This window comes from Adhaeribacter aerolatus, from assembly GCF_007991635.1.
Lineage (GTDB): Bacteria > Bacteroidota > Bacteroidia > Cytophagales > Hymenobacteraceae > Adhaeribacter > Adhaeribacter aerolatus.
Genome location: NZ_BJYS01000031.1, coordinates 70,699 through 93,166 on the forward strand (window position 1 = coordinate 70,699; position 22,468 = coordinate 93,166).

The 22,468-nt window shown below is 42.2% G+C and carries 14 protein-coding genes and 1 pseudogene; 4 read left to right on the forward strand and 11 right to left on the reverse strand.

Annotated features, from left to right (window positions below):
• Positions 1–32: 32 nt before the first annotated feature.
• The 10 genes from AAE02nite_RS19045 to AAE02nite_RS19090 all read right to left on the reverse strand — a co-directional run bounded on the left by AAE02nite_RS19045 (position 33) and on the right by AAE02nite_RS19090 (position 17,509).
• Complete coding sequence (locus AAE02nite_RS19045) at positions 33–1,634, reverse strand: RagB/SusD family nutrient uptake outer membrane protein (protein ID WP_146901504.1); 1,602 nt, start codon at positions 1,632–1,634, stop codon at positions 33–35.
• Positions 1,635–1,664: 30 nt separating this feature from the next.
• Positions 1,665–5,117, reverse strand: coding sequence for a TonB-dependent receptor (locus AAE02nite_RS19050; protein WP_246151157.1), 3,453 nt, complete (start codon positions 5,115–5,117; stop codon positions 1,665–1,667).
• 163 nt (positions 5,118–5,280) lie between these two features.
• Entirely contained in the window at positions 5,281–6,372 is a 1,092-nt protein-coding gene (locus AAE02nite_RS19055; RefSeq protein WP_146901507.1) for a FecR family protein, read from the reverse strand.
• A gap of 174 nt (positions 6,373–6,546) precedes the next feature.
• A complete protein-coding gene (locus tag AAE02nite_RS19060) occupies positions 6,547–7,137 on the reverse strand; it encodes an RNA polymerase sigma factor (RefSeq protein WP_146901509.1) in 591 nt (196 codons plus the stop codon).
• A gap of 291 nt (positions 7,138–7,428) precedes the next feature.
• Positions 7,429–8,691, reverse strand: a complete 1,263-nt coding sequence (locus AAE02nite_RS19065) for a polysaccharide pyruvyl transferase family protein (protein ID WP_146901512.1) — start codon at positions 8,689–8,691, stop codon at positions 7,429–7,431.
• Between the two features lie 33 nt (positions 8,692–8,724).
• Positions 8,725–10,062, reverse strand: a complete 1,338-nt coding sequence (locus AAE02nite_RS19070; protein ID WP_146901515.1) for a polysaccharide pyruvyl transferase family protein — start codon at positions 10,060–10,062, stop codon at positions 8,725–8,727.
• 342 nt (positions 10,063–10,404) lie between these two features.
• On the reverse strand, positions 10,405–12,033 hold the full coding sequence (locus tag AAE02nite_RS19075) for a RagB/SusD family nutrient uptake outer membrane protein (protein WP_146901519.1): 1,629 nt from the start codon (positions 12,031–12,033) through the stop codon (positions 10,405–10,407).
• Positions 12,034–12,075: 42 nt separating this feature from the next.
• Positions 12,076–15,396, reverse strand: coding sequence for a SusC/RagA family TonB-linked outer membrane protein (locus AAE02nite_RS19080; protein ID WP_146901522.1), 3,321 nt, complete (start codon positions 15,394–15,396; stop codon positions 12,076–12,078).
• An 83-nt stretch (positions 15,397–15,479) separates the two neighbouring features.
• On the reverse strand, positions 15,480–16,601 hold the full coding sequence (locus AAE02nite_RS19085) for a FecR family protein (RefSeq protein ID WP_146901525.1): 1,122 nt from the start codon (positions 16,599–16,601) through the stop codon (positions 15,480–15,482).
• 284 nt (positions 16,602–16,885) lie between these two features.
• Positions 16,886–17,509 (reverse strand): RNA polymerase sigma factor, encoded by a 624-nt coding sequence (locus tag AAE02nite_RS19090; RefSeq protein WP_146901528.1) that lies wholly within the window; start codon positions 17,507–17,509, stop codon positions 16,886–16,888.
• A gap of 732 nt (positions 17,510–18,241) precedes the next feature.
• On the opposite strand from AAE02nite_RS19090, the gene AAE02nite_RS26745 reads away from it, so the two are divergent.
• The 4 genes and pseudogenes from AAE02nite_RS26745 to AAE02nite_RS19105 all read left to right on the forward strand — a co-directional run bounded on the left by AAE02nite_RS26745 (position 18,242) and on the right by AAE02nite_RS19105 (position 21,322).
• Positions 18,242–18,463 carry a hypothetical protein gene (locus tag AAE02nite_RS26745; protein ID WP_246151158.1) on the forward strand — a complete coding sequence of 74 codons (222 nt, stop codon included), beginning with the start codon at positions 18,242–18,244 and terminating at the stop codon, positions 18,461–18,463.
• 21 nt (positions 18,464–18,484) lie between these two features.
• Positions 18,485–18,802, forward strand: a pseudogene (locus tag AAE02nite_RS26750) (cupin domain-containing protein); the annotation flags it as partial.
• Positions 18,803–18,952: 150 nt separating this feature from the next.
• Positions 18,953–19,441, forward strand: a complete 489-nt coding sequence (locus AAE02nite_RS19100; protein WP_146901531.1) for a hypothetical protein — start codon at positions 18,953–18,955, stop codon at positions 19,439–19,441.
• A gap of 576 nt (positions 19,442–20,017) precedes the next feature.
• Entirely contained in the window at positions 20,018–21,322 is a 1,305-nt protein-coding gene (locus tag AAE02nite_RS19105) for a hypothetical protein (RefSeq protein ID WP_146901534.1), read from the forward strand.
• A 228-nt stretch (positions 21,323–21,550) separates the two neighbouring features.
• Here AAE02nite_RS19105 and AAE02nite_RS19110 read toward each other — a convergent pair whose 3' ends face one another.
• Complete coding sequence (locus AAE02nite_RS19110) at positions 21,551–22,390, reverse strand: alpha/beta fold hydrolase (protein WP_146901537.1); 840 nt, start codon at positions 22,388–22,390, stop codon at positions 21,551–21,553.
• Positions 22,391–22,468 lie beyond the last annotated feature (78 nt).

Consider the following 22,468-nt stretch of genomic DNA (forward strand, 5'->3'; position numbering starts at 1 on the left):
ATGAAATACCAAGGTACAGCTACCAAGTAAGGCTACCATCCCGGATTCTGCTTTAAAGCCGGATTCAGACCTAATTCATTAACCGGAATAGGCCACAAATAATCTCTTTTTGGATCGAAACGCCGGAACGAGGCATTGTGCGCGATGATAAAACCTTCTGCGTTCACCACGACGGGGGTTTGCACGCCAAATTCGGCACTGAAAAAATAATTTCCCAGCACTGTTTTGGGCAATTCAGTTTCGGCGGTTTTCCAACGAATCAAATCCCAGTACCGCATATTTTCCAGAGCCAACTCCACCCGGCGCTCCCGCCGGATTTCCTCCCGCATATTCAGTTCATTTTCCTGGACAAAGGCGTTGGTTAATTTGGCTATTTTGGCCCGGTTACGCAGTAAATTAATGGTCAAATCCAGGTTTTCATCCGAAATATTTTCGTTTAATTCAAACTGGGCTTCGGCGTTTATTAACAAAACTTCGGCATACCGGATCAGCACCAAATCCAGCAAAGCCTGGCGGGTGGTAAAATCTGTCGCGTTGAAATATTTCTTCGGCCCAAACCCGGTTTTGTGATAATTTAATGGCGTATTAAAAGTAGCACCGGTATTGTAGGGCTCGCCTTGCCTAAATACTGAAGCAGCTAATCGTTCATCCCGGTTGGTAAAAACTTCGACAGAGGTGTTGGGCTTTTTATACAACGGCGATTTGGTAAAAGGCAAACCATCTTTCATTAAATAGCTATCTACGAGGCTCTTGGTAGGGTTAGCGCCACCGGTATACAAGTTTTCGGAGAAATTATGGTTCAGCACTAAATTAGATGGCGCGGTACCATATTGTTTTACCAGAATATTCTCTTTGTTCTGAAAGCCTTCGCCGGCGTATTGAAAAAGACTGGCGTAGCTCGGGTACAAGCTATGTTGCTTACTGTCCATTACTTCTTTAGAGGCACTAACGGCAATGGTCAGGTGTTTTACCGGGTCGCCATCGTTGTGAAATTTAGCACGCGTACCTTCAAAAAGCGCAATTCTGGCTTTTAAAGCTAACGCGGCCGTTTTAGAAACCCTGCCGTAACCGGCTCCGCCCAAACTACTAAAGCTTGGTAAATTAACTGCAGCATAGTCCAGGTCTTCATAAATTTGATCCATGATTGCCTGTCGGGGAGCGGCGCCTTCGCTTAACTCCGGCGAATCTTCTTGCAGGGTTTTAAGAATAAGCGGCACGCTGCCGTACTTCTGCACTAATTGTACATAAGCGAAAGCTCGGAAAAATCTGGCTTCGGCCAGGTACCGGTTTTTAATATCGTCGGTAACCGGCGCTGGCGGTACTTTCTCTAAAATATTATTTGCGGCCCTGATTAATTGGTAGGGCGTAGAATAATCAGTAGCCGTGGCCGGCGCTAAACGGGTACCATCGCTGATAGGGTCAGGAGAAACACCAAAAGCATTATCAGACCAAACTTCGTCGCGGGTAAATCCTGGCAGAAAGGTGTATAAATAATTCGTAGCCGCTTTTATATCGTTCTCGGATTTCCAGAAAGAAAGGTCACTGATCTGGGTTTCGGGTATGCGTTCTACCTCGCAGCCCAAAAAGCAAAAAGATAAAATAATGAGGGGTATTTTAAATATGGTAGTTTTCATGTTTATGCTTATAAAAGATGAACAGTCTCTTTAGAAAGTAATATTTATACCCAAGGCGCCCGTGGCAAAGAAGGGGTAATCGGCGGCTACGCCATCGCGCTGTTCGGGGTCGAAGTAGCCCTGAAACTTGCCTAAACCAGAAAAGGTAAGCAAATCCTGACCGGTGAAATAAATCCGGGCCCGCGCTATTTTAACTTTACTAACCAAAAGCTGGGGTAAGGTATAGCCGAGTTGAATATTTTTTAACCGGATATAGCTACCATCCAGTATCCATTTATCGGACGTGAGGAAATTATGGGTGGCATTTATAAACGGCCGGGGAAACAAGGCATCCGGGTTCTCAGGCGTCCAGTAATCGCGGTGAATGGCTAAAGCCTGGTAGAAAGTGGCAATATTGCCGTCTAAGGCTTGGCGGGTGGGCAGGAAATTACGTTTGCCAACGCCCTGGAAAAAAGCGGTAAAATCGAAGTTCTTCCATTGGGTATTCAGGTTTACCCCAAACAAATACCGAGGCTGCGTGGTGCCCTGGTAAACCAGATCACCGTGGTCTTCGACGCTGCCGGAACCAACAGTTATTCGTTTATCGCCGTTTAAATCTAAATATTTAACATCGCCGGCCGCAGTACGGCTATCCTGGAAAGCCCAGGTTTTCACTTCGTCGTTCGTGGCAAAATAACCATCGGTCTTGTAGCCCCAAATGGAGTTAATGGGGTAGCCTTCCAGGGTTCCGACTGTACCAGCCGAGATAACCCGGCGACCGGAAAAATTAATCAGTTCGTTCTGGTTATCGGACACGTTTAAAGCCACCGAAAACAATAAATTTTCGCCGATTTTATCGCGGTATCTCAGTTCCGTTTCCCAACCCCACGATTTTAGTTCGCCGTTATTTATGCGGGGTGTGCCGGTGCCAAAAGTAGCCGGCAACTGAACGGCTGTCAGCATATTGCGATTATACTTGATATAATAATCGAAACTCGCCTGAATTTTATTCTGGAAAAATCCCAGGTCAATGCCGGCATTACTGGTTTCGATGGTTTCCCAGGAAAGATTCGCAGAAGGAACTACGGTTTGGGCAAAATAAGTGGTTTTAACTTCCGGCGAACCCAGTACCAAATTAGCGTTTCGGCTCATTAGTGCTAAATAATCGTAAAGACCAATGCCGGAGGCTGCGCCTAAAGTACCCCAGGAACCCCTGAATTTTAACTCCGAAATAACCGGTAAGGAAAACCAAGATTCGCGGTGCAAGTTCCAGCCGGCAGAAAGCGAAGGGAAAACTTTTGTTCTTAAACCGGGAGCCAGCCGGGAGCTTTCATCTACCCGCAGGGTTCCTTCAAATAAATATTTATCGGCGAAGCTATAATTAAAACGCCCGAAATAAGATTGAAAAGCGTAGGTATTAATGCGCTGGTTGTTCGTTTTGGTGGTTTCGTCGCCTAAGCCCAACGCCGGCAAATCGTTACTGACCATAGCCGTAACGCCCGTAGAGAGTTCTTCGAAACGGCTATCTTCCCACTGGTAACCGCCCAGAATATGAAACTTGTGGTTTGTACCCAGCTCGTAATTATAATCTACCAGAAACTGCAGGTTGTTGTTTTGGGTTAAATCCTGGGTTACATTATAAGAGTTGGAAGGGTTAATAATATCGCCGGGAGCGGTACGGTACCACCTTTGTACGGTGCGCCGGAAAAGATCCCGATCGCCGCGCCGGTATTGCACGCCGTAAATTCCCCTTATTTCTAAACCTTTAACCACATCGGCTACTCTGGCGGTAAAAACCCCATCAAAAAAATTGCGGTTATAGTTGTTGTAGCCACCGGCATCCATAATGGCGTAAGCCGTTGCGCCAGATGTGGTGTTATAGCGGCCATCGGGTGTTAGCAAAGGATTAATGCTGGAATAACGGTAAATATTATACAATAAAAGCCCGTTGCCGTTGGTACTAACCGAGGGAGCTTCCTGTTTTTGCAACGTATACGTTAACCGGGTATCGAGGGAAAGGTGTTTGGTAAGCTGGGTTCCCAGGTTTAGCCGGGCGTTATAGCGTTCATTTTTATCTGGTCCTACTTTAAAAACACCCTGCTTGTCGTAAAATCCCATCGAAACCAGAAAGTTGAGTTTTTCGGTACCGCCCCTAGCCGATATATTGTGGGTTTGCATCATAGAATATTTCCGCAACATTTGATCAACAATGCTTTTACTGCCAAAATATTGATAGCGGGTAGTATCGTTCGGATTAATCCGGTATTCCATGGTGCCTTCTTTTAATATCTGAATGGTTTCGGCGCTATGGGCCGCAGCAGCACCGGAATTTAATCGGGCGAGGTTATTATTTTCCAGTTCTTCCCAGGTAGACATTCTTTCGGGCACATTTAAAGCCCAATCGGCGCCCACAATTGATGAATATTCAAATATGGTTTTTCCGGCAGCTCCTTTTTTAGAAGTAACCAGAATAACGCCACCCGCGGCTTGCGCACCGTAAATAGCGGCCGCTGCTGCATCTTTTAACACCGTAATACTGGCAATATCATTGGGGTTGAGGGTTTGCAACGTTACGCCGGGGCTCGATACGCCATCGACAACTAACAGTGGTTCTACGTTGCCGTTGGCAGAGGTAGCCCCGCGAATTTGTAACCCCACGCCCTCATCGCCGGGTTGACCGGTGGCCCGGGTTATGGCTAAACCTGGCGATAATCCTTGCAAAGCCATGGCAACGCTGGATACCGGGCGGCTTTCAATTTCTTTACTATTAATGGTAGAAACCGCACCTGTCAGGTTTTCTTTCTTTTGGGTACCATAGCCCACCACCACTACTTCCTCCAGGTTTTTCGCGTCTACCTGCAGCGTTACGTTCACGGTAGTTTGTCCGGCCGAAACAGCCACCTCGCGGGTAATAAAACCAATGTAAGAAAATATGAGTGTACCTGTTGCCTGCGGCATGGTTAAAGCATAAGTACCGTTAGGGCCCGTGGTAGTACCACTATTAGAACCTTTAAGCACCACGGTTACGCCTGGCAGCGGCTCCCCTTTTTCGTCGCTTACCCTTCCGGTTATGGGCGAATCTTGCGGGGTTGCAGTATTAAGTACCTCAGAATTAACAGCTTCAGAAGTAGCTGGGATAACCAATTTCCGGCGCAGCGAAATCTGGCCATTTACCACTTCATAAGTAATATTTAGTGGCTTTAATAAATCATCCAATACTTTCCTTAAATTCTTGTTATTGGTTTTAATGGATACCAGTTTATCGCTGTTTATAAACTCCCGGCTATAAACAAATTTAACCGCCGTTTGCTTTTCTATTTGGGCTAAAACTGTACTTAAACTGGTATTAGAAATATTCAGGCTAACCGATTTGTTTAAGATAGCCTGTGCTTTTATATCGCTGGCCTGTACGAGGCTGGCAAATAAAACAATTGCTAATAATTGCGTAAGGGTTACCTTCATGATTTTACCAATATCCGGATAGGAATTCAGGTTAATGTTCATACATTTGTGTGTTTTGTTTTCGTGAAAAATAAGACAGTAGAAATCTGGCCTAGCGTTTTCATAGCGCTAAGAAGCGGGTTTTGTAAGAATAGGCGTGGTCGCAACACGCCTATTCTTTTTTCAGAAAATATGGAAGCGTATTTATTTATCCATGCTTTTTTATTTAAGGTAAAGGTTTATTTAAAGGGCAGCCGGCACCGGTAATAATTATTTCATCTTTGTATAATGTATATTCGGCTTCAATAGAATTACAGATTATTTCCAATATTTCGGGTAAATTCTGGTTGGTAAAATCGCCGTAGATAGAACAATTATTTAAATCTTCGTTGGAAAGCTTAATATTGGCATTAAACCGCGCATTAAGCATTTGAATGGCTTGCCCGATAGCGGTATTTTCAAAGGAAAGTGAAGCTTTAGAAAACACTGTTTTAAGCTCATGCGCGGCCACTTTATTTTTAACCAAATTATGCGTACTTTTTACAAAAGTTGCTTTTTGATTAGGCACTAAAACTACGGCCTTAGTTGCATTTTCCGAATTGTCTACTGCGTTTGATTTGGTATTTAAGCTTTCGGTTTTAAATACCGAAACCTTGCCCGTAACTACCTGAACCTCTACGTTAGGGTCCTTTTCATACGCTTTAATATTAAAACTAGTACCTAACACGCGGGTAATTACACCATTCGTTTTAATTACAAAAGGCCGGTTTGTATCTTTAGCCACTTCAAAAAAAGCTTCGCCGGTTAAGGTTACCGCTCTTTTTATCTGGCCAAAGTTATCGGCTACTGCCAAACTGCTGTTTTCCTGTAACCATATCTTGCTGCCATCTGGCAGCATTATTTTTTTTATCTGCTTTTGATTATTGCTGAAAACTGTTGCTGCTGTAACGGTGCTACCAGATTTTTGCTCCGCCCAATATTTATAACCCATAAATGCCAGTCCGCAGGCTAACACCAATATAGCCGCTATTTTAGAAGCATAAAAAGCAATTTTGTTTGGCTTTTCTGTAACTGGTAGCTTCAATACTTTTGCTTCAGGTATAGCAACCTGGTTAATCCCGGCTTCCTGAATATTGCTTTTTATCTGGGCTAACAGGTTACTTTTTAGTTGTTCCTGCTCTTTATCCGGCAAATCGCTGATAAAATCTTCTGCCTGCTCAAAGCCGGCAAACCAATCATCCACTATTCTTTTTTCCGTTTCGGAGCAGTTACCTGCTAAATATTTTTTTATAAGTTCGCTCGAAATATCTTTTCTCATCCCCAAAATTAAAGGCCGTGCGTGGGCACGTCTATTAGTAAGTCAGGTAAGTCGTGCTTACCCCCTACGCTGTTTTATAATATTTTAAAATATTTTTTGAAAAATGGTTTGATTAAACCAAATAGAAGAAAGAATCAATAAATAATATGATTCTTCAATGCAGATAAAATGGCGCTAAACCAGGGAACTCAGCAAAATAATTACTGAAGTGAGGGATTCTTTTAAACCAGTTCTTAAAAGCTTAATAGCTTTGGTAATTTGATTTTCAACGGTCTTTTCAGAAATATTTAATTCCTGCGCAATTTCTTTATTTGAATACTGATTAAAGCGGCTTAAAACAAATACAGATTTACATTTTGGCGCTAATTTCGCTACTTCCTGCGCCACCAAACCTTCTAATTCCTGCGAAATAATGGTTTCTTCTGTTAAGTTAGTATGGGCTACCAATGCTTGCTTTTGCGCCACCGCAAACCGCGTTCTTACTGCTTCTTTTGCAACTTGATTTAAAACTAAATATTTTACAGACACAGCTAAGTAAGCACCTAAAGAACTGGTTACTGTAATTTGATGTCGGTTAATCCACAACTTCGTAAATAAATCCTGGAGCAACTCTTCTGTATTTTCTTTATTGGCTAATCTTTTATAAGCCTGACTAAATAAGGTGGCCCAGTAGCGGTTATAAATTTCATCAAAGGCAAACTCATTATTCTCTTTTAAGAAAACCAGTAATTGTTCATCCGTAAAGTTTTTGAGATTTACTGCCATTGAGAATAAAGGAACCAATGAAGATTGTATGGAAAATATTCTGATTGCTAATATAATTTTTTAATTAGAATAATCAATAAAGGCACCATACCGGATGCTTTTACATTATTGAATTATTTATCCTAATAAGAGATATAATTTTGTTCAAAGTTGCTGTATTTTTAAAAATTTAAATACATTTAAATATTATCATTGTATTAATTTAAAATCTCATTCATTAAGAATTTATCATCTTAAAAAATCTGTACTTAAATGTACCGGCCCAACTTTAAGGGTGAGTTAAATTCTTGATTACACAATATTAAATTTTTCGGTTAATACCTGAAGGGCTAAATCGTATTGTTTATCTACTTTGGCTACGGCATTTTTTACATTATTAAGCGCCGCTTTATAATTGCCCTGAACCTGCATCAGGCGTTCTGTAATTTGCTGGCCGGTGGTTTCGTTTATTTCAAAAGTCCAATCTTTTAAACCCAGATCGTAATACATTTGGCCTTTAATGGTATCTTCTGGCTGTCGGAGGTAAAAGCTGGGAGTGCCGTTTGCCGCCGCTATTATTGGCGAATGGCACTCGAAACTGAGCACGGCGGTAGCCCGGGCGTATAAAGAAGCAGCTTCGTCGGGGAGCCAGTAGCCGTGCTTTACGATATAGGGTTTTACATCGGCGGGCAATGGATTAATTAACAGTTCATCCATAATATCTACCTGGTAAGTCATTTCGGGGCACACCACTACTTTGTTTTTAGTTTTCCGCACCCAGGCAACCATAGCTTCCCGCAACTTGGCGTGGTCGATCTCTTTGTATTTATCGTTCAGCTCGTTTACTTCCCTAATTGTTTTTTCGGACCAGCCGGCATTATTGGGTTTAATTTTATAATAAGGGGTGCGGCGCAGGCGGGGTATTACACAAATAAATTTGCGTTGCTCCAGTTTGTTCGCCTGCATAAATTGCTTTGCTTTTGGTTCATCGTGAATGGCCAAAACAAAAGTAGCATCCGGCGCAAAAGCTATGTGCGAACCGGCTAATCCGGCTTTTTTCAATACTTCTATCGAAGCGGTTTCGCGGGTAAATATAAAAGCCGCCTGCTGCAAGGTATTTTTTAACGAAGCGGAAACGTCGCCAATGGTTACTCCGAAAATACCGAAAGGCTTTTGGGTTTCTTTGTGCCAGGAGGCCAGAAAATCAGCTGCAATAACGGAAGGCCCGGAACCGTGAATAAAAAAGTCTGCTTCCTGGTAAGCTCTTTTAACCTCGTTATCAGTATCAAACTTGCCGTTAATTATCCGGAGTTCCGGATAATGCTTATGCATCAGGTCTTCTACGAGCTGGCTTTTACTCCGCTTCCACAAGATTAACCGGGCTTTGGGCAAACGCTTTTTTAGCAGGGCAATTAAACCGGGCGTATGCGCAATGTCGCCAATATTTACATCCTGCCAGCCCGAAACAATCAGAATAGTCGGATTTTCTTTACCGGTAGCTTTTAAGATAATAGGCGTAAATAAGGCTGCTACTGAGAACAGCCCGGCATTTTCTATGAATTTTCTGCGGTTCATATAATAGAATATTTTACTTAAATAGCCTGAAATTTATACCACTACCTTGCGAATGGTTTGCACCGTATCTTGCTGCCGTTGTTTTACAAAGGCCATACCCTGGAATGCTTTTTGCCGCGTGGCTTTATAATCTTTATGAATGGCCAGCAACGTGTTAATAATATCTTCTTTGGGCGCTTTATCAATATCGAATAGCCAGTCGCCTAAGCCAATATCTTTAAACATCCAGCCTTTTTTGCCATAGGTAAACGGACAAGTATGGATTACCGGCACACCCACGGCTAAGGCCATAATCAGGGAGTGTGGCTCCATGCCCACTACCGTATGCGCCCTCTTGTAGACCGATAAAGCTTCATCGGCATTCCAGAAAGTATCCCGGACTACAATATATTTTTGCACATCGGCTGGTTGTTGGTCGAACACCATGGTTTTAGCGGCCGCCATTTCTTTAAAAACTTCGGGTGCAATTAATACCTTCTTGCGGGTTTGCCGCACCCAGGCGGTAATCAGGGCGTTCATCTTCTCAAACCTTACCTGGTCCTGGGCTTTTTGCTCCGGGGTGGCTTGTGGCGGATTAAGCTTGTCTTTGGTATCGGGCGATGTATTAGGCTTTGGCGTGTGGCTCCGGATAATAACCGTTAAGAATTCTTTTTCTTTTAACCCGTTCGCTTTTAAATAAGCTAGGCCTTTTGGTTCGTCCAGCGTGTCAATACCAAAGCAGCCATCCGGGCCAAATTCCATTATAGGCGCTTTTACCCCATGTTCTTTTAAATAAACCAAGGAGGCAGAATCGCGGCAATAAATAAAAGCGGCTTTATTTAATACCTGCCGGAAAATAATGGGGCTGGGTTCCGCAAATTTATCGAAAGAATGGCCGTAGAGTCCGTAAGGTTTACCTAGTTCCTGGCAAAGTAAAAATTGCGTTACCAAGCCTATTTTGCTGTTCCAGTCGTAATTAAACAAACCGAAGTTAAAGTGCATACCGGAGTTATAGATGAATAAATCGGTGTCTTGGAATTCTTTTAATATTACCGGATTATAGGGTTCCCCCTCCCCTTGTTGCAAGTTGCCTTTTACAATTCTTACTTTGGGAAAGCGTTTGCGCAACATGGCTTCTACCTCGGCGTTCACAACAGATGGCCACAAGGTTACTTCGGCCTCCGGGTAATGTTCTTCTAAAATCCGTAAGGTGCCGGGCGTATGGCCTATATCCCCAATATTTGAAGTAGCCCAAGCCGATTTCAGGAATATTTTTTTGGGTGCTAATTGTTTTATGGGTTGGGCAAAGGCAGCGCCTACGGTTGGCAATAATAAACTGCCAGCAACCAGTTTGCTACTATTTTTTATAAATTCTCGTCTGTTGGATGTCATTTAAATTTCAGTTGGTTAAAGTGTTTTTAAACTTTATTTGTGCTGGTTTAAGCTTATACCATAGCAACCACTACACGCACCTTTGTCCAATCGCCTGGCTTTAATTTGCCCCTGACTTTAGTCAGGGGTACGGAATATTTCTTAAAACCCGGGGCTAAAGCACCCGGGCAATACAATGTTGCGCTTAACCTGATGGCTATGGTATTATCACCGCCAATTCTAAAGCCGCTGCCTGGCTACTTGCTGGTGCATAATACACGGTAAGGGCGCTTGCTTATCCAGTTCTAAAATGCTAAACCGGTCCTTATTTTACCTAAACTTAAACCAGCATAAAGGCGATTTTTAATAGCCAGGGTTTTGTTCCAGTTGCACACTAAAGTTAGCATCAATGGCGCTCTGCGGTATCGGAAAAAACAAGTGTTTGTCCTGAATGCTCGTGCGGGAATCTTCCCGGATATTATATTTTCTTACCCGTTCCACCAGGTTCCCCATGCGCACCAAAGTCCGGCGGCGGGGTTCTTCCACGGTTAACTCCCGGGCGCGTTCATCCAGAATATAATCCAGACTCATATCGGCCGGCGAAGCTGGTTTGGCATTGGCGCGGCTGCGCACCACATTAATATCTTCGGCGGCTTTCTGGGCGTTGCCACTTCTGAAATAGGCCTCGGCCCGCAATAAATAAGTTTCGGCTAAGCGGTAAACATACAAATCGGTAAATATGCGTCCGGTAGAATTATCACCACTCTTCGGTACGTTGCCCTCAATTTTTCTAATGGTAGGATATATCATGTACAAAGTATCGATTTTACTCGTGCGTTTTTCTACTGTAGTGTTAAAGTAAGCCGACGCTTTGTTGTTGTATTTATAAGCCCGGCGGATGTTAAACCGGGAATTGCGGATATCATTTGTGAAATTATTTTGCCAGATAGTATAATTAAAATAATTATTCGGCCGCACCCAACCAACCCCACGGCCCAGGCTATCCGAAACCACAAAGCCATTTTTGCCAGCCGGATCTTTCAGGGTAGAAATAAAGGGTCCCCAGGCTCTTAAATTATTGTTGCCGCCGGTTCCTCCCTGGCCACCCGGCGTTTGGTCTTCAATCTGCAGCACATAAATACTTTCGCGATTACCCGAACTCCGGTTTTGATTGCCGTTGCGGAACAAATCGGAGAAAACATCGCCGGCTTTATCTTTCTCGGAGCCAAAGCGCGTAGTCATTAAATTATATAATCCCGAATTAATGACCCGCGAAGCAGCTTCTATTGATTTATTATAATCGCCCAGGCTCATATACACTTCGCTGAGTAAATGATCAGCGGCAGCTCTTACGATATGACCTTCTTTACTTTTGTCTACCGTAGCCGGCAACCATTGGGCAGCAAATTCTAAATCGTTTTTAGCAAATTCGTAAACTTCTTTCCGGGAGCTCCGCACGAAATCGGTTTTAGGAACGGCATAAACCTGGTCCACGATGGGCACTCCGCCGTACAAATTAGCCAAAACATTATAAGCATAAGCCCGGAAGAATCTGGCTTCAGCCAATACGGCATTGCGGCTGGCTTCTTTTTTATAATAGCCGGCCGCCTCCGGTCTGGCCAGGTACTCAATAATGGTGTTGGCCCGTAAAATCATTTTCTGATAGGCCCAGGTCCAGTAAAAGTTAACCACCACCTGGTTCGGGGTCAGGTAAGTCTGGTGGTTCCGGAAAGGCGCAATAGTTTCGCTGCCGGTGGTGGCAATATCGGTACCATAGTGCATATTAAAATTATGGTTGATGCCGTCGGTATTAGTAAATTCATCGCGGGCAGCCTGGTGTAAGCCGGTAATATAAGCGTCAAAACCAATGGAATCTTTCAGCACGCCTTCGTTGGAAAGGTCCGAAACTGGGATTTCCTCCAGTTGGTTTTCGCAAGCCTGAAATGCCAGCAAACCTACCAGGAATCCTATTTGTATTATATATTTTTTCATCTTAATCTCTTTTTTATTTTATTAATAAAATATGCTATAACCTTAAAAACCAATATTTAAGCCCACGGTAAAGGTTTTGGCGGTAGGATAATAGTTATTCTGGTTGTTGTAGCCGCTTTCGGGGTCCGGCCCAATCCAGTTGGTGATGGTATACAGGTTTTTGCCGCTTAAATAAAGGCGCAGGTTATTCACCCGCAACGTATTCAGAACTGATTCGGGAAAAGCGTAAGCAACGGAGACATCCTGTAAACGCACAAAGTCGCGGCTAACGTAATAATTATGTAAAAACGGGTTGGTATAAACCAGCGACGGTCGGGTATTCGATTTATTATCGGGTGTCCACCAACCAGCATCCAGCATATTTACCGGGCGACCCGGATAATTTTGACCTAAAGAACTGCCCGTAAAATCTAAATTATTGATACTGCTTACCCAACCGGTCATGGCATTTACAAAGGCTGTCAGGGTAAAATTGCCGTATTTAAAGGTGTTGGTCAGGCCCCAGCGATATTTAGGATCTAATTGCCCGATTACGGCCCGGTCGTTGGCCGCATCAATTTTACCGTCGTTGTTTAAATCTTTCAGTTTTACAAAACCTGGTTTATAGCCGGCAGGCAAATCTTCGCCTTCCTGGTAAATGCCGTCGAATACAAAATCGTAGGCCACACTTACGGGTCTGCCAATAATCCATTTATTACCCAAGTCATCGTCTTCCCGGCCATCGCCGTTGGTATCGGAATTATACAAATGCACAATTTTGCTTTTGTTCGAAGAGAACGCTAGGTTACTGGACCACTCGAATTTTCCGGCCGATAGGTTTAAGGTATTTAAACTTAATTCAACGCCTTTGTTATTCGTAGCGCCTAAATTTGAATAAACCCGGCTGAAACCTGTCATCACTGGAATTAACCGATTTACGATTAAATCCTCGGTATCCATGTTATAAACTTCGATGGTACCGCCTAGCCGGTTTTTAAATAAATCGAAGTCGATGGCGGCATTGGCCGTTTTAGTGGTTTCCCATTTTAAATCCGGATTAGCCATGCTGGCCGGGAACACGCCCGTAGAAGTAGAACCACCATCCCCGAAAACGTATTGCGTGGTGTTGGCTAAACTAAGCGATTGGTATGGCGAAATGGCCTGGTTGCCTACCGCCCCGTAAGACAGCCTTACTTTTAGGTTATCGATGAAATTAATATTTTGCAGGAAAGGCTCTTCGGAGGCAATCCAGGCAAGGGCGGCCGAAGGGAAAGTGGCATATTTGTTATTTTTGGCAAAAACCGAGCTGCCGTCCCGGCGAACGGTAAAGGTGGCCAGGTACTTATCTTTTAAGCGATAATTTAACCGGAACATAGAAGAAAGGCCGTCTACGGCTTGCCCCGTGGAAGTTACAGTTTGTAAAAGACCCAAGCCTAAATCGTTCCAGCCGTTGGTGGCATTGGCTAGCTGGCTGGCATTGGCCGTGGTGCTTTCGTATTCCGAATGGTTTTGGCCGTATAATAAGGTAACATCAAAGGCATGGTTACTATTGATCTGTTTATTATACGTAACAATATTTTCCCAAACCCAGCTATAATCCTGGCGGTTCAGTTTACTGGCCTGGGTGTTGTTAAAATCCAGGTTTATATCTTGTTTTATGAAATCATAGGCGTTATTCCAGCGATAATTGGGAGAGAAATTAACGCGATAGCTGAGTCCTTCTAAAAACGGCGCATTCAGAATGGCATAAAAGTTAGCAAAGAGGTTATTATATATTTCCTCGTTCTGATTTAAGAAGGCCCTACGAACTGGGTTTTCCGATAAAGTTTCTTCCGGTACCATGTAACGGGTGGGCGTGCCATCGGGGTAATACAAAGTGCCGTAAGGGCTGGTTTTGTAGGCCTGGGAAATATTGGCTTCGGTACCCGAAAGGTCCCGGCGAATATAATTGGCGTGCGTACCAATTGTTAGCCAGTTGGTTATCGTGTTTTCAATATTAGAACGAAGCGTTAACCGCTGAAAATTATCGTTTAAAACTAATCCCTTCTCGTCGGCAAAAGCGCCTGAAAGAAAATAATTGGTTTTTTCGGTCCGGCCCGAAATACTTAAATCGTAAGAGGCAATATGGGCTTTCTGCGAGATAGCATCCCAGGGATCCACGGTGCGGTTATTCCGGTAATTTTCAACTTCGGAAACCTGTAAATATTCCTCTATTTTGGCCGGATCGGCGGTTTGTCCGGATTGCTGACGCCAATCCAGTAATAATTGATTATAACGCTCGGGGCTTAATAATTTAACTTTATAACTCCAATCCGATACGCCATAAAAAGTATTGGCGCGGATATTAGGCTTTTCGGTTTTACCTTTTTTAGAAGTAATTAAAATTACGCCATTGGCTGCCCGGGAACCGTAAATGGCAGCGGCACTCGCATCTTTTAGCACCTCCATCGATTCAATATCGTTCGGGTTGATATCGGATAAATTACCGCCGAAAATAATTCCATCCAGCACCACCAAGGGGTTATTACCCGCCGTTAAAGAGCGGCTGCCCCTTACCACAATATTGCCGCCCTGGCCCGGCCGACCATTATCTACAAATTGCACACCGGCCACCCGGCCCCGCATGGCCTGCGCTACGTTGGTATTGGTAAAGCTTTCGGTTTGCTGCAGATCTACTTTGGTTACCGCTCCCGTTACATTCCGCTTAGACTGGGTACCATACCCTACTACCACTACTTCCTGCAAAGCTTTTGCATCGTCTTCCAGGGTAATATTTAAACTACCCGATTTAGGTACGGCTACTTCCTGGGTGGTATAGCCAATAAAAGAAATAACCAACGTACCCGTGGCGTCCGGCAACTTTAAGGAAAAAGTACCATCGGTGCCGGTGGCAGTACCAACCGTGGTACCTTTTAGCAGCACGGTTACCCCCGGTAAAGCCTCGCCTTTTTTATCGGTAACCTTTCCCGAAACCACTAACTCAACGGCATTATTAATATTAACTGGCTTTTCCTGGGCAACGCTAGTCGGCATGGGCACAATGATGTACGAATTAACATCGGCTTTAATAAAAGTAAGCTTTAACGGTTTTAACAACTGCTCCAGGGCTAGGTCCAGGTTTTGTTTATCAGATTCCAGTACAAAAGCTTCTGCTTCTTTGGGGTTTAACAAATCACTGTCGTAATGAAAGTTTACCTGGTACTGCTCTTTTATTTGGGACAGAATGGAAACCAGGGATTTTACCTGTTCTTTTTTGCCGGCGGTTTTGTTTTGCTTCTGGTTCCGGTGGAAAGCAGTCATTTGCTGTCCGTGAACCCCGGACAAACTACTGGTTAATAATATGGCCGATAGCAGCCATTTAAATTGGTGTAAGAAATTTGGCATATTTTAATGGGTTTGTGGTAGAATAATTAGTTATAGATTATACCGGAGCCAAACTGAACCAGCGGCTGGTAACCGGGCTTTGTTTATTTGGTTTGAATAGTCAGGTGCTTTCCTTTTTGAATTACCTGCAGGTTAAAAGATTTTTCCAGCGCAAAAAACAGTAAATCTAAGCGGTTGCTTGGGTTGGAACTGGTAAACCATTTATTAGCCAGCGAGGCCGGTAAAAAAGTTACTTTATAGCCATAATTATCCTGCAGCACCCTGGCCACTTCCGACAGCGGCGAATTATTAAATTCTATTTTATTTTGAATAAAGGCCGCATATTGTTCCGGATTTTGAACTTTATTTTTAGAGAGCGTTCCCTGCAAATAGTCTATCTGAACTAAATCGCCGGGGGCCATTATGGTTGCGCGGAGCTGGTTACCGGCTGATGGTAAGTTAGGCTTACTACCTACTTTCACTTTTACCTTGCCCTGGCTTAGCACCACCCGCGACAAAGTTGGCCGGTTGGTGACGGTAAATTCGGTTCCCAGCACTTCTACCTGGGCGCCTTTTTGGAGGTTAACTTTAAACTTCTGGTCGTTTTGGGTGTGCACCACCGAGAAAAAGGCTTCACCAGCTAATTTAACTTCCCGATCTTTATCAGAAGGCCAATATTTGGCAGTGGTTAACTGCGAGTTGGCGTTCAGGAATATTTTTGAGTTATCGGGTAAGGTAATCTTTTTGGTTTCCCCGAAAGTTGTACGGTAAGTAATTTCTTCTGCAACTGGCGTGCGTGTTTCTTTTAGCCAGAAGATGGCACCCACGGCACATATTAATAAAATAGATGCGGCAATTTTCGTCCACTTATTAAAAGCGAAAAGCGGGATAACTTTGGTAGTTACTTTAGTTCGGTCGGTGGTTTGTTCGGCAGGTGGTGCTTTTATCGCCTCCGTAATGTTTTGCCAGGCAATATTCATTTCGGCGGGAGTAGCTGGTACCGCCAAAACTGATTTCAGTTTGGTAAATGCCTGCTCTTTCCGGAGGCCGGCAAAGTATAATTCCTGAATAGCGGCTTTGGCTTTGGCTATTTCTAATTGTTTATCCGGATGGTTCTGTAAATAATTTATCCAGAATAAATTAGCATCTGAATCCGGATTTAACACCCATTGCTGGAATTCCTCATCCAGCATAAAGTCTTTAAAACGATAGTTCTGATAGTTCATCTAGGGTATTCATATAAGCAGACTCCAAAATATTCCTGTCTTACCTATATGACTCCCCTACTTTTGAAACTTCACCAATATTTGTGAATATTATTCAAATATTTAAAATTCATCAATTACCTAAATATTACTTTGCATTATATATATCTTTTTTGCCAAACTATAGCAATATTCACAATAATATAACCCATATTATTTCAGCGGAATAAAACCACAGCAGTTTTAGCTGTACTAGTAAGCCTATTTGTTCGATTGCAAATTTATCGAAGGTAATATGAGCGGTATTAGGAAATGGAGAAATTATGAATGGTGGACAATGCAACCAATAAAGTAATTGTTTGTAAAGTTTCTGAACCGTTTAGCTCCTGGTAAAGAGCTTCTAATGATTTCGAAATTAAATTATATACCGAGCGTACATTTAAATCCATTATTTCGGCTATTTCTTCGTAGCTCAATTTACCGTAAAACTTTAGGTGTATGGCATCCCGCTGGCGCTTCGTTAATTTTTGTAAGGCCTTTTCTAATTGTTTCAACCTTTCCTCCGAAATTTGAATATCAATTAACTGTAGTTCGTGCGAAAGGACAACTTCAAAATAATAGTCGTCGGAAAGGTCGGCGGTAAGTTTATACTTTTTCTTGGCTAATTCTTTCAGGATTGTTCTTTTTAAAGATTCGTATAAATAATTGCGGACAGAAACAGGTTGACTTAAATTTTCTTTGGTGCGCCAAATTTTTATAAATAATTCCTGGATGCAATCTTTAACCAGACTCGGATCTGGGTGAATACTGAGGCCATGCTGGTATAATTTATTAAAATAAGCCTGGAACAGGTACGCATACGCCTTCTCATCGCCTGCCTGGAAATTAAGCCAAGTAATTCTTTCATCAACTGGTTCGTCAGGCTGCATGCAATCCCCATCTAAGTAAAGGGCGTATAAATAAGGACAAAAATTTATTAATTAAAAATTCATAGCTCGATTATTAATGATACTATGGACAAACTTACTTTTTGCTTATACTATAAGTTAAAAGAAATTCCAGGTCCTCTCCTGCTGCTTATTTTAAGCGTAATAAATTTTACAAGAGATTTGAATAAAGCAGTGTAAGAACATTTTGCTAACTGATAGTAAAATACCCGGTTACCATTGAGATGGTCCCAAAATCGGCCCAAAGAATCTTTCCCATCTGCCCTCTATTCGGTAACTTAGAAAACCAGCAGTTGAAAGAAACGCGCTTAATTAGGGGCTTACGTAAAAGACAAAGCACACTAGATTTAATTGCGCAATTAGATGGGGTAGGCAATATGCCTCAATTTGCCTTATACCTGCACCTACACTTACAACCGGGATGGCTACCCGGATACTTTTACGCGTAAAATGTTAGACGGCAGTAATGTAAAAGGATATATGGTTTATAGAACGGAATTAAAAAGTTCGGCTGAAGTGGCGGCGGCGCATTAAGCTTTTTGGGAATAAATCCGGGCAGGTAAGTTTAAAAAGTAAAATCCGGCTTAACCAATAGCATGCTTAACCTTAAGGCGTCAGGAGCTTCGCATTCCCGAGACCACTAGCCATTTTACCAGCAAAATTATATTCCTAAAATACCAAAAGATTAATAAACTTTCACCTTAAACAACAACCATGAAACGCGCAAAGTTTATTTCGACTGTGCTCGCTCTTTTTCCGCTGGGTATCATAACCAGCCTCAAAGCTTTCGGTAAGCGAACAGAAAAAGGTTTTAAAGTAGCCGCAGGTGAAAGCAGGTTTGGTGAACAATTTAGGATGAAGGGCGTGACCCTGAATGTGCTGGATCTGAAAGTCTCGGCCAAAGATACAAATGGGGCTTTAGCCATTTTTGAATAAACTGGCTTTACGCCTAAAGGTGGCCCACCTTTGCATATACATCCTTTTCAAGACCAAACGTTTTATGTTATCGATGGGGAATACCTTTTTCAGGTGGGGGAAGAGAGATTTAGATTGCAAGCAGGCGATACTATTTTTTTACCCAGAAAAGTTCAGCATGCTTTTGTTCAGTTAACCGAAAAAGGGAAATTAATTGTAACCTATCAGCCGTCCGGCAAAATGGAAGATTTTTTCAGGAGAACCAATGCCTGGACTTCACCGCCAACCAAAGAAGAGATAGCCAATGTTTTTGAAGCCTGCGACATGAAAGTGGTGGGGATTCCTTTACAAGCAGATTAACTTAAATCATGCAACCAGACTGTACAATGGTTTTTGCTTACCATGGGCGAATACTGTAAAATTGTTATGTAGCGCTGTAGAAAAAACTTATATCTTTAACCGGAGAGCACGCTTTCTACCGCCACTCTATCGCAAACACTTCAACGCCTTATGAAATTTAAAACCACACCCCAGAAAGTTAGGGTTGCTTTTGCCCTAATTAACGCTGTCTTTTTTTCCTGTGAGGCAGAAAATAGAAACACCAAAACAGCGGCAGTCTCCAAGCCCGTAGTAGGAACCTGGCAACTCCTTAGCGGAACCCTTATAGAACAGGGCGATACCACAGTTACGGATTACACCAAAAATGTATCTTTTATCAAAATCATTAATGATACTCATTTTGCCTTTTTACAACACGATTTAAAGAAAGGCCAGGATTCCGCAGCTGTCTTTGTAGCAGGGGGTGGCACTTATTCGCTTACCGATAGTTTGTACACGGAACGTTTGACGTATTGCAGCGCCCGGGAGTGGGAGAATAATGATTTTACGTTTTCCATTACAATCAAGAGCGATACCCTTATTCAGCGCGGTATAGAAAAAGTGGAAAGCGCCGGCGTAAATAGGGTAAATATTGAAAAATACGTTAGGGTGAGAATTTAATTTCTAATAACAGAATCTTCACAAGGTGTATAAGTACTAAATTTCGGTAGAAGACAGAATAATGGCATTACTGGATAAAAGGTATCTACTCAAAAATATCCGTTTTTGAGAGGGTGAGAGTAAGGAGCTAGAAATAGGAATGAAGCTTATTAGCATTTTATAAATTGTTTGATACCGCTATCGCTGTGGTGATACCAGTGGTCAGGCAGAAGCATTTGGCTTGGCAGTAACAATACCACTAATACCAACATTCTATGTTCGAAACTATAATACCAAACAATTCTTTATTTAATCTGCATAATATTACGCAAATACTGAACCCTAAAATTCAGCTTACTTCCTTGGCTGGGAACTCCCTGGTTACCGGCATCCAGTATACTTTCAGCAAAAGAAATTATATCAGGTAATATCATAGGCTAACAATTGCACTACTTATCCCTATATATCTGAGATATATCAGGAGTAAAAAATATTATTAATATTTATATATAATATTATACCGTACCTTTTATATTAGCCCGATTCGTTATGTATTGTTCCATTAACTCTTAATACCGGCTATTCCGCAGTTACTTTATGCAAAAATGTCTACTCCTGTTGTTAATTATTGTTATTCCTGTAGTGAGTTTTGCTCAGGCTAATTATAAGAGCGGAATTGTAATTACGCTTCAAGGTGATACCCTGAAGGGTTATATAAATTATAAAGAATGGATAAATAACCCAAAAGAGGTAGATTATAAGCCTTCTTTAACCGAAAGCGCTCAAACCTTTACTCCAAAAAATATTAAATCTTTTGCAATAGCAGGCTTAGAATCTTATGAAGCTTTTGAAGTGTCGGTTAGTATGGATAATTTAAATGCTAATGGCATCAGGGAAATAGAAGACACATTAAATGTTACCAATAGCTTTTTTCTAAAAGCATTATTAAAAGGGGATAAAGTACATGTTTATAGCTATAAGGATAAAATAAAAGAGCGGTACTACTTCTTAGAAAATGACAATACCAATCCGGTTGAATTAAGAAATCAAGTTTTTTTAACAACCAGCAATGTGGTTACACCTGTTTTTAAACAGCAGCTTTCGGCCTTGGCTATTAAATATAAAAACTTTCCCCTCAGTCAGCAAATTGCTTCCCTTGCATATAATAAAACCGATTTGTTAAATACCCTTAAGCAGCTTAATACCGTTAATGCCGCCGTTGTAGCTTATAACCGTGAAAAGAAACCCAAAGCCAGGTTTTTCCTGGGTACCGGACTAGCTTATAATACCATTACCTACTCGGGAGAAAACCTGTTCACCATCGACCGTAAGAATGCCAATGGCTTTGATAAATATAAAGATAAAGTTATCAGCCAATCTTATCAGCCAAGATTTGCCGGCGGAATCGATATTTTTATAAATCCGGAGGTTAAACGAACAATCTTAAGAGGTGAAATATTGGTAACCCCGTTACAATCTGAGGTTGTATCTTATCTTCAGTACAATAGTGTTTCGGATAGAGAGCAGCGAAATACTTATAATTTATCGATGGTTATTGTTTCTGCCATGCCGCAGGTTATTTATAACCTATACAATAAGGAAAACTTTCAGTTTTACTTAGGAACCGGGGCAGCCTACTCCTACTACCGTACAAACCAGAATATTTTAAACAGAATACCCACCGACGACCCTGATAACCCGGATGCTATCATAGAAGATTATGTTATTATTAAAAAAAGAGGCTTAAATGTAGTCTTACGTTCAGGTATTGTTTTGAAGAAGAAAATTGACTTAGGAATAGTGTACTTTAATCCTACCGAAATAACCAACTATACATCTGCGAAGGGTAGTTCGGTAAAAGCAAATAATCTGCAGCTAAGTTTAAATTACCTTTTTAATTAATTTTACCTATTTCAGAAAGCTTTATAGGCGCAATAAGCTTTTCATCATTTACTGCATTCTCCTAATCAATATTTAACAGCACAAAAAAAGAGGCTAAACTTTTTAAGTCTAACCTCCCTTTATTTGCTATCACTTTCGTGTCAGCTTACAATCTCTTATACGGGTCAAACCCGATTAGGTTTAAAGTATTTAATTTTTATTTGTACGCTTTAACCAGTTACTAGGCCATTATGCGGCGGAGATAAACTGAATTAAATCCTGGTTCAGTTTTTCTTTGTGGGTATAAAATAAGCCATGTGGGGCACCCTCATACACCAAATATTGGTTACCCGGAATCATTTTGGCTGTCCGGTCGCCGCTGGCCTTAATGGGTACCGTTTGGTCGGCATCGCCGTGAATAATCAGGGTCGGTACGTTTATCTGTTGCACATCTTTCCGGAAGTCGGTTTGGGCAAAGGCAATGGCGCACTGTTCGGTAGCCCGCGACGAAGCCACCGAGGCCAGCATGCGGTAATATTCGAGTAAAGGCGTACTTACCGGATGGCTGATTAAGTTTACGCCAAAGAACTTTTTGCCAAAATCATCCAGAAAACCAATCCGGTCTTTTTTGATATTGGCTAATATTTCTTCGAATACGCTTTGGTCTACACCATCGGGGTTATCGGCAGTTTTACCTAAGAAAGGCGTTACCGCACTGATTAAAACCAGCTTCGAAACCCGGTCATTGCCATACCGGCTCAGGTACCGGACCGCTTCGCCGCCACCCATCGAAAAGCCAACCAAAACTGCATCCCGTAAATCCAATTGTTCTATTATGGCGTGTAAATCATCGGTCAATGAATCATAGTCGTAATTATCCCAAGGCTTAGCCGAATGGCCAAAGCCCCGCCGGTCGTATTTAATTACCCGTAAACCGGCGTTTACCAAATCATCTACCTGGTATTCCCACATTTCTTTACTAAGGGGCCAGCCGTGGATCAATATAACCGGGCGACCTTTCCCATAATCAGCATAAGCCAGTTGAATGTCCTCGCCGGTGCCCGCATCTCGTTTTTGAATAAATTTCATAGTTTAAATTAACGGTTAAAAGGTTCGTTTTCAGATTTACAACCCAAAGCTTTTTATTTTGTTTGCGCGCATTAACTT

Coding starts and splice junctions, on each gene's coding strand:
- AAE02nite_RS19105 (WP_146901534.1), top strand. CDS start 20,018: ATGCAAAAATGTCTACTCCTGTTGTTAATTATTGTTATTCCTGTAGTG.
- AAE02nite_RS19045 (WP_146901504.1), bottom strand. CDS start 1,634: ATGAAAACTACCATATTTAAAATACCCCTCATTATTTTATCTTTTTGC.
- AAE02nite_RS19050 (WP_246151157.1), bottom strand. CDS start 5,117: ATGAACATTAACCTGAATTCCTATCCGGATATTGGTAAAATCATGAAG.
- AAE02nite_RS19060 (WP_146901509.1), bottom strand. CDS start 7,137: ATGGCAGTAAATCTCAAAAACTTTACGGATGAACAATTACTGGTTTTC.
- AAE02nite_RS19070 (WP_146901515.1), bottom strand. CDS start 10,062: ATGACATCCAACAGACGAGAATTTATAAAAAATAGTAGCAAACTGGTT.
- AAE02nite_RS19075 (WP_146901519.1), bottom strand. CDS start 12,033: ATGAAAAAATATATAATACAAATAGGATTCCTGGTAGGTTTGCTGGCA.
- AAE02nite_RS19100 (WP_146901531.1), top strand. CDS start 18,953: ATGAAATTTAAAACCACACCCCAGAAAGTTAGGGTTGCTTTTGCCCTA.
- AAE02nite_RS19090 (WP_146901528.1), bottom strand. CDS start 17,509: ATGCAGCCTGACGAACCAGTTGATGAAAGAATTACTTGGCTTAATTTC.
- AAE02nite_RS19110 (WP_146901537.1), bottom strand. CDS start 22,390: ATGAAATTTATTCAAAAACGAGATGCGGGCACCGGCGAGGACATTCAA.
- AAE02nite_RS19085 (WP_146901525.1), bottom strand. CDS start 16,601: ATGAACTATCAGAACTATCGTTTTAAAGACTTTATGCTGGATGAGGAA.
- AAE02nite_RS26745 (WP_246151158.1), top strand. CDS start 18,242: ATGAAACGCGCAAAGTTTATTTCGACTGTGCTCGCTCTTTTTCCGCTG.
- AAE02nite_RS19080 (WP_146901522.1), bottom strand. CDS start 15,396: ATGCCAAATTTCTTACACCAATTTAAATGGCTGCTATCGGCCATATTA.
- AAE02nite_RS19065 (WP_146901512.1), bottom strand. CDS start 8,691: ATGAACCGCAGAAAATTCATAGAAAATGCCGGGCTGTTCTCAGTAGCA.
- AAE02nite_RS19055 (WP_146901507.1), bottom strand. CDS start 6,372: ATGAGAAAAGATATTTCGAGCGAACTTATAAAAAAATATTTAGCAGGT.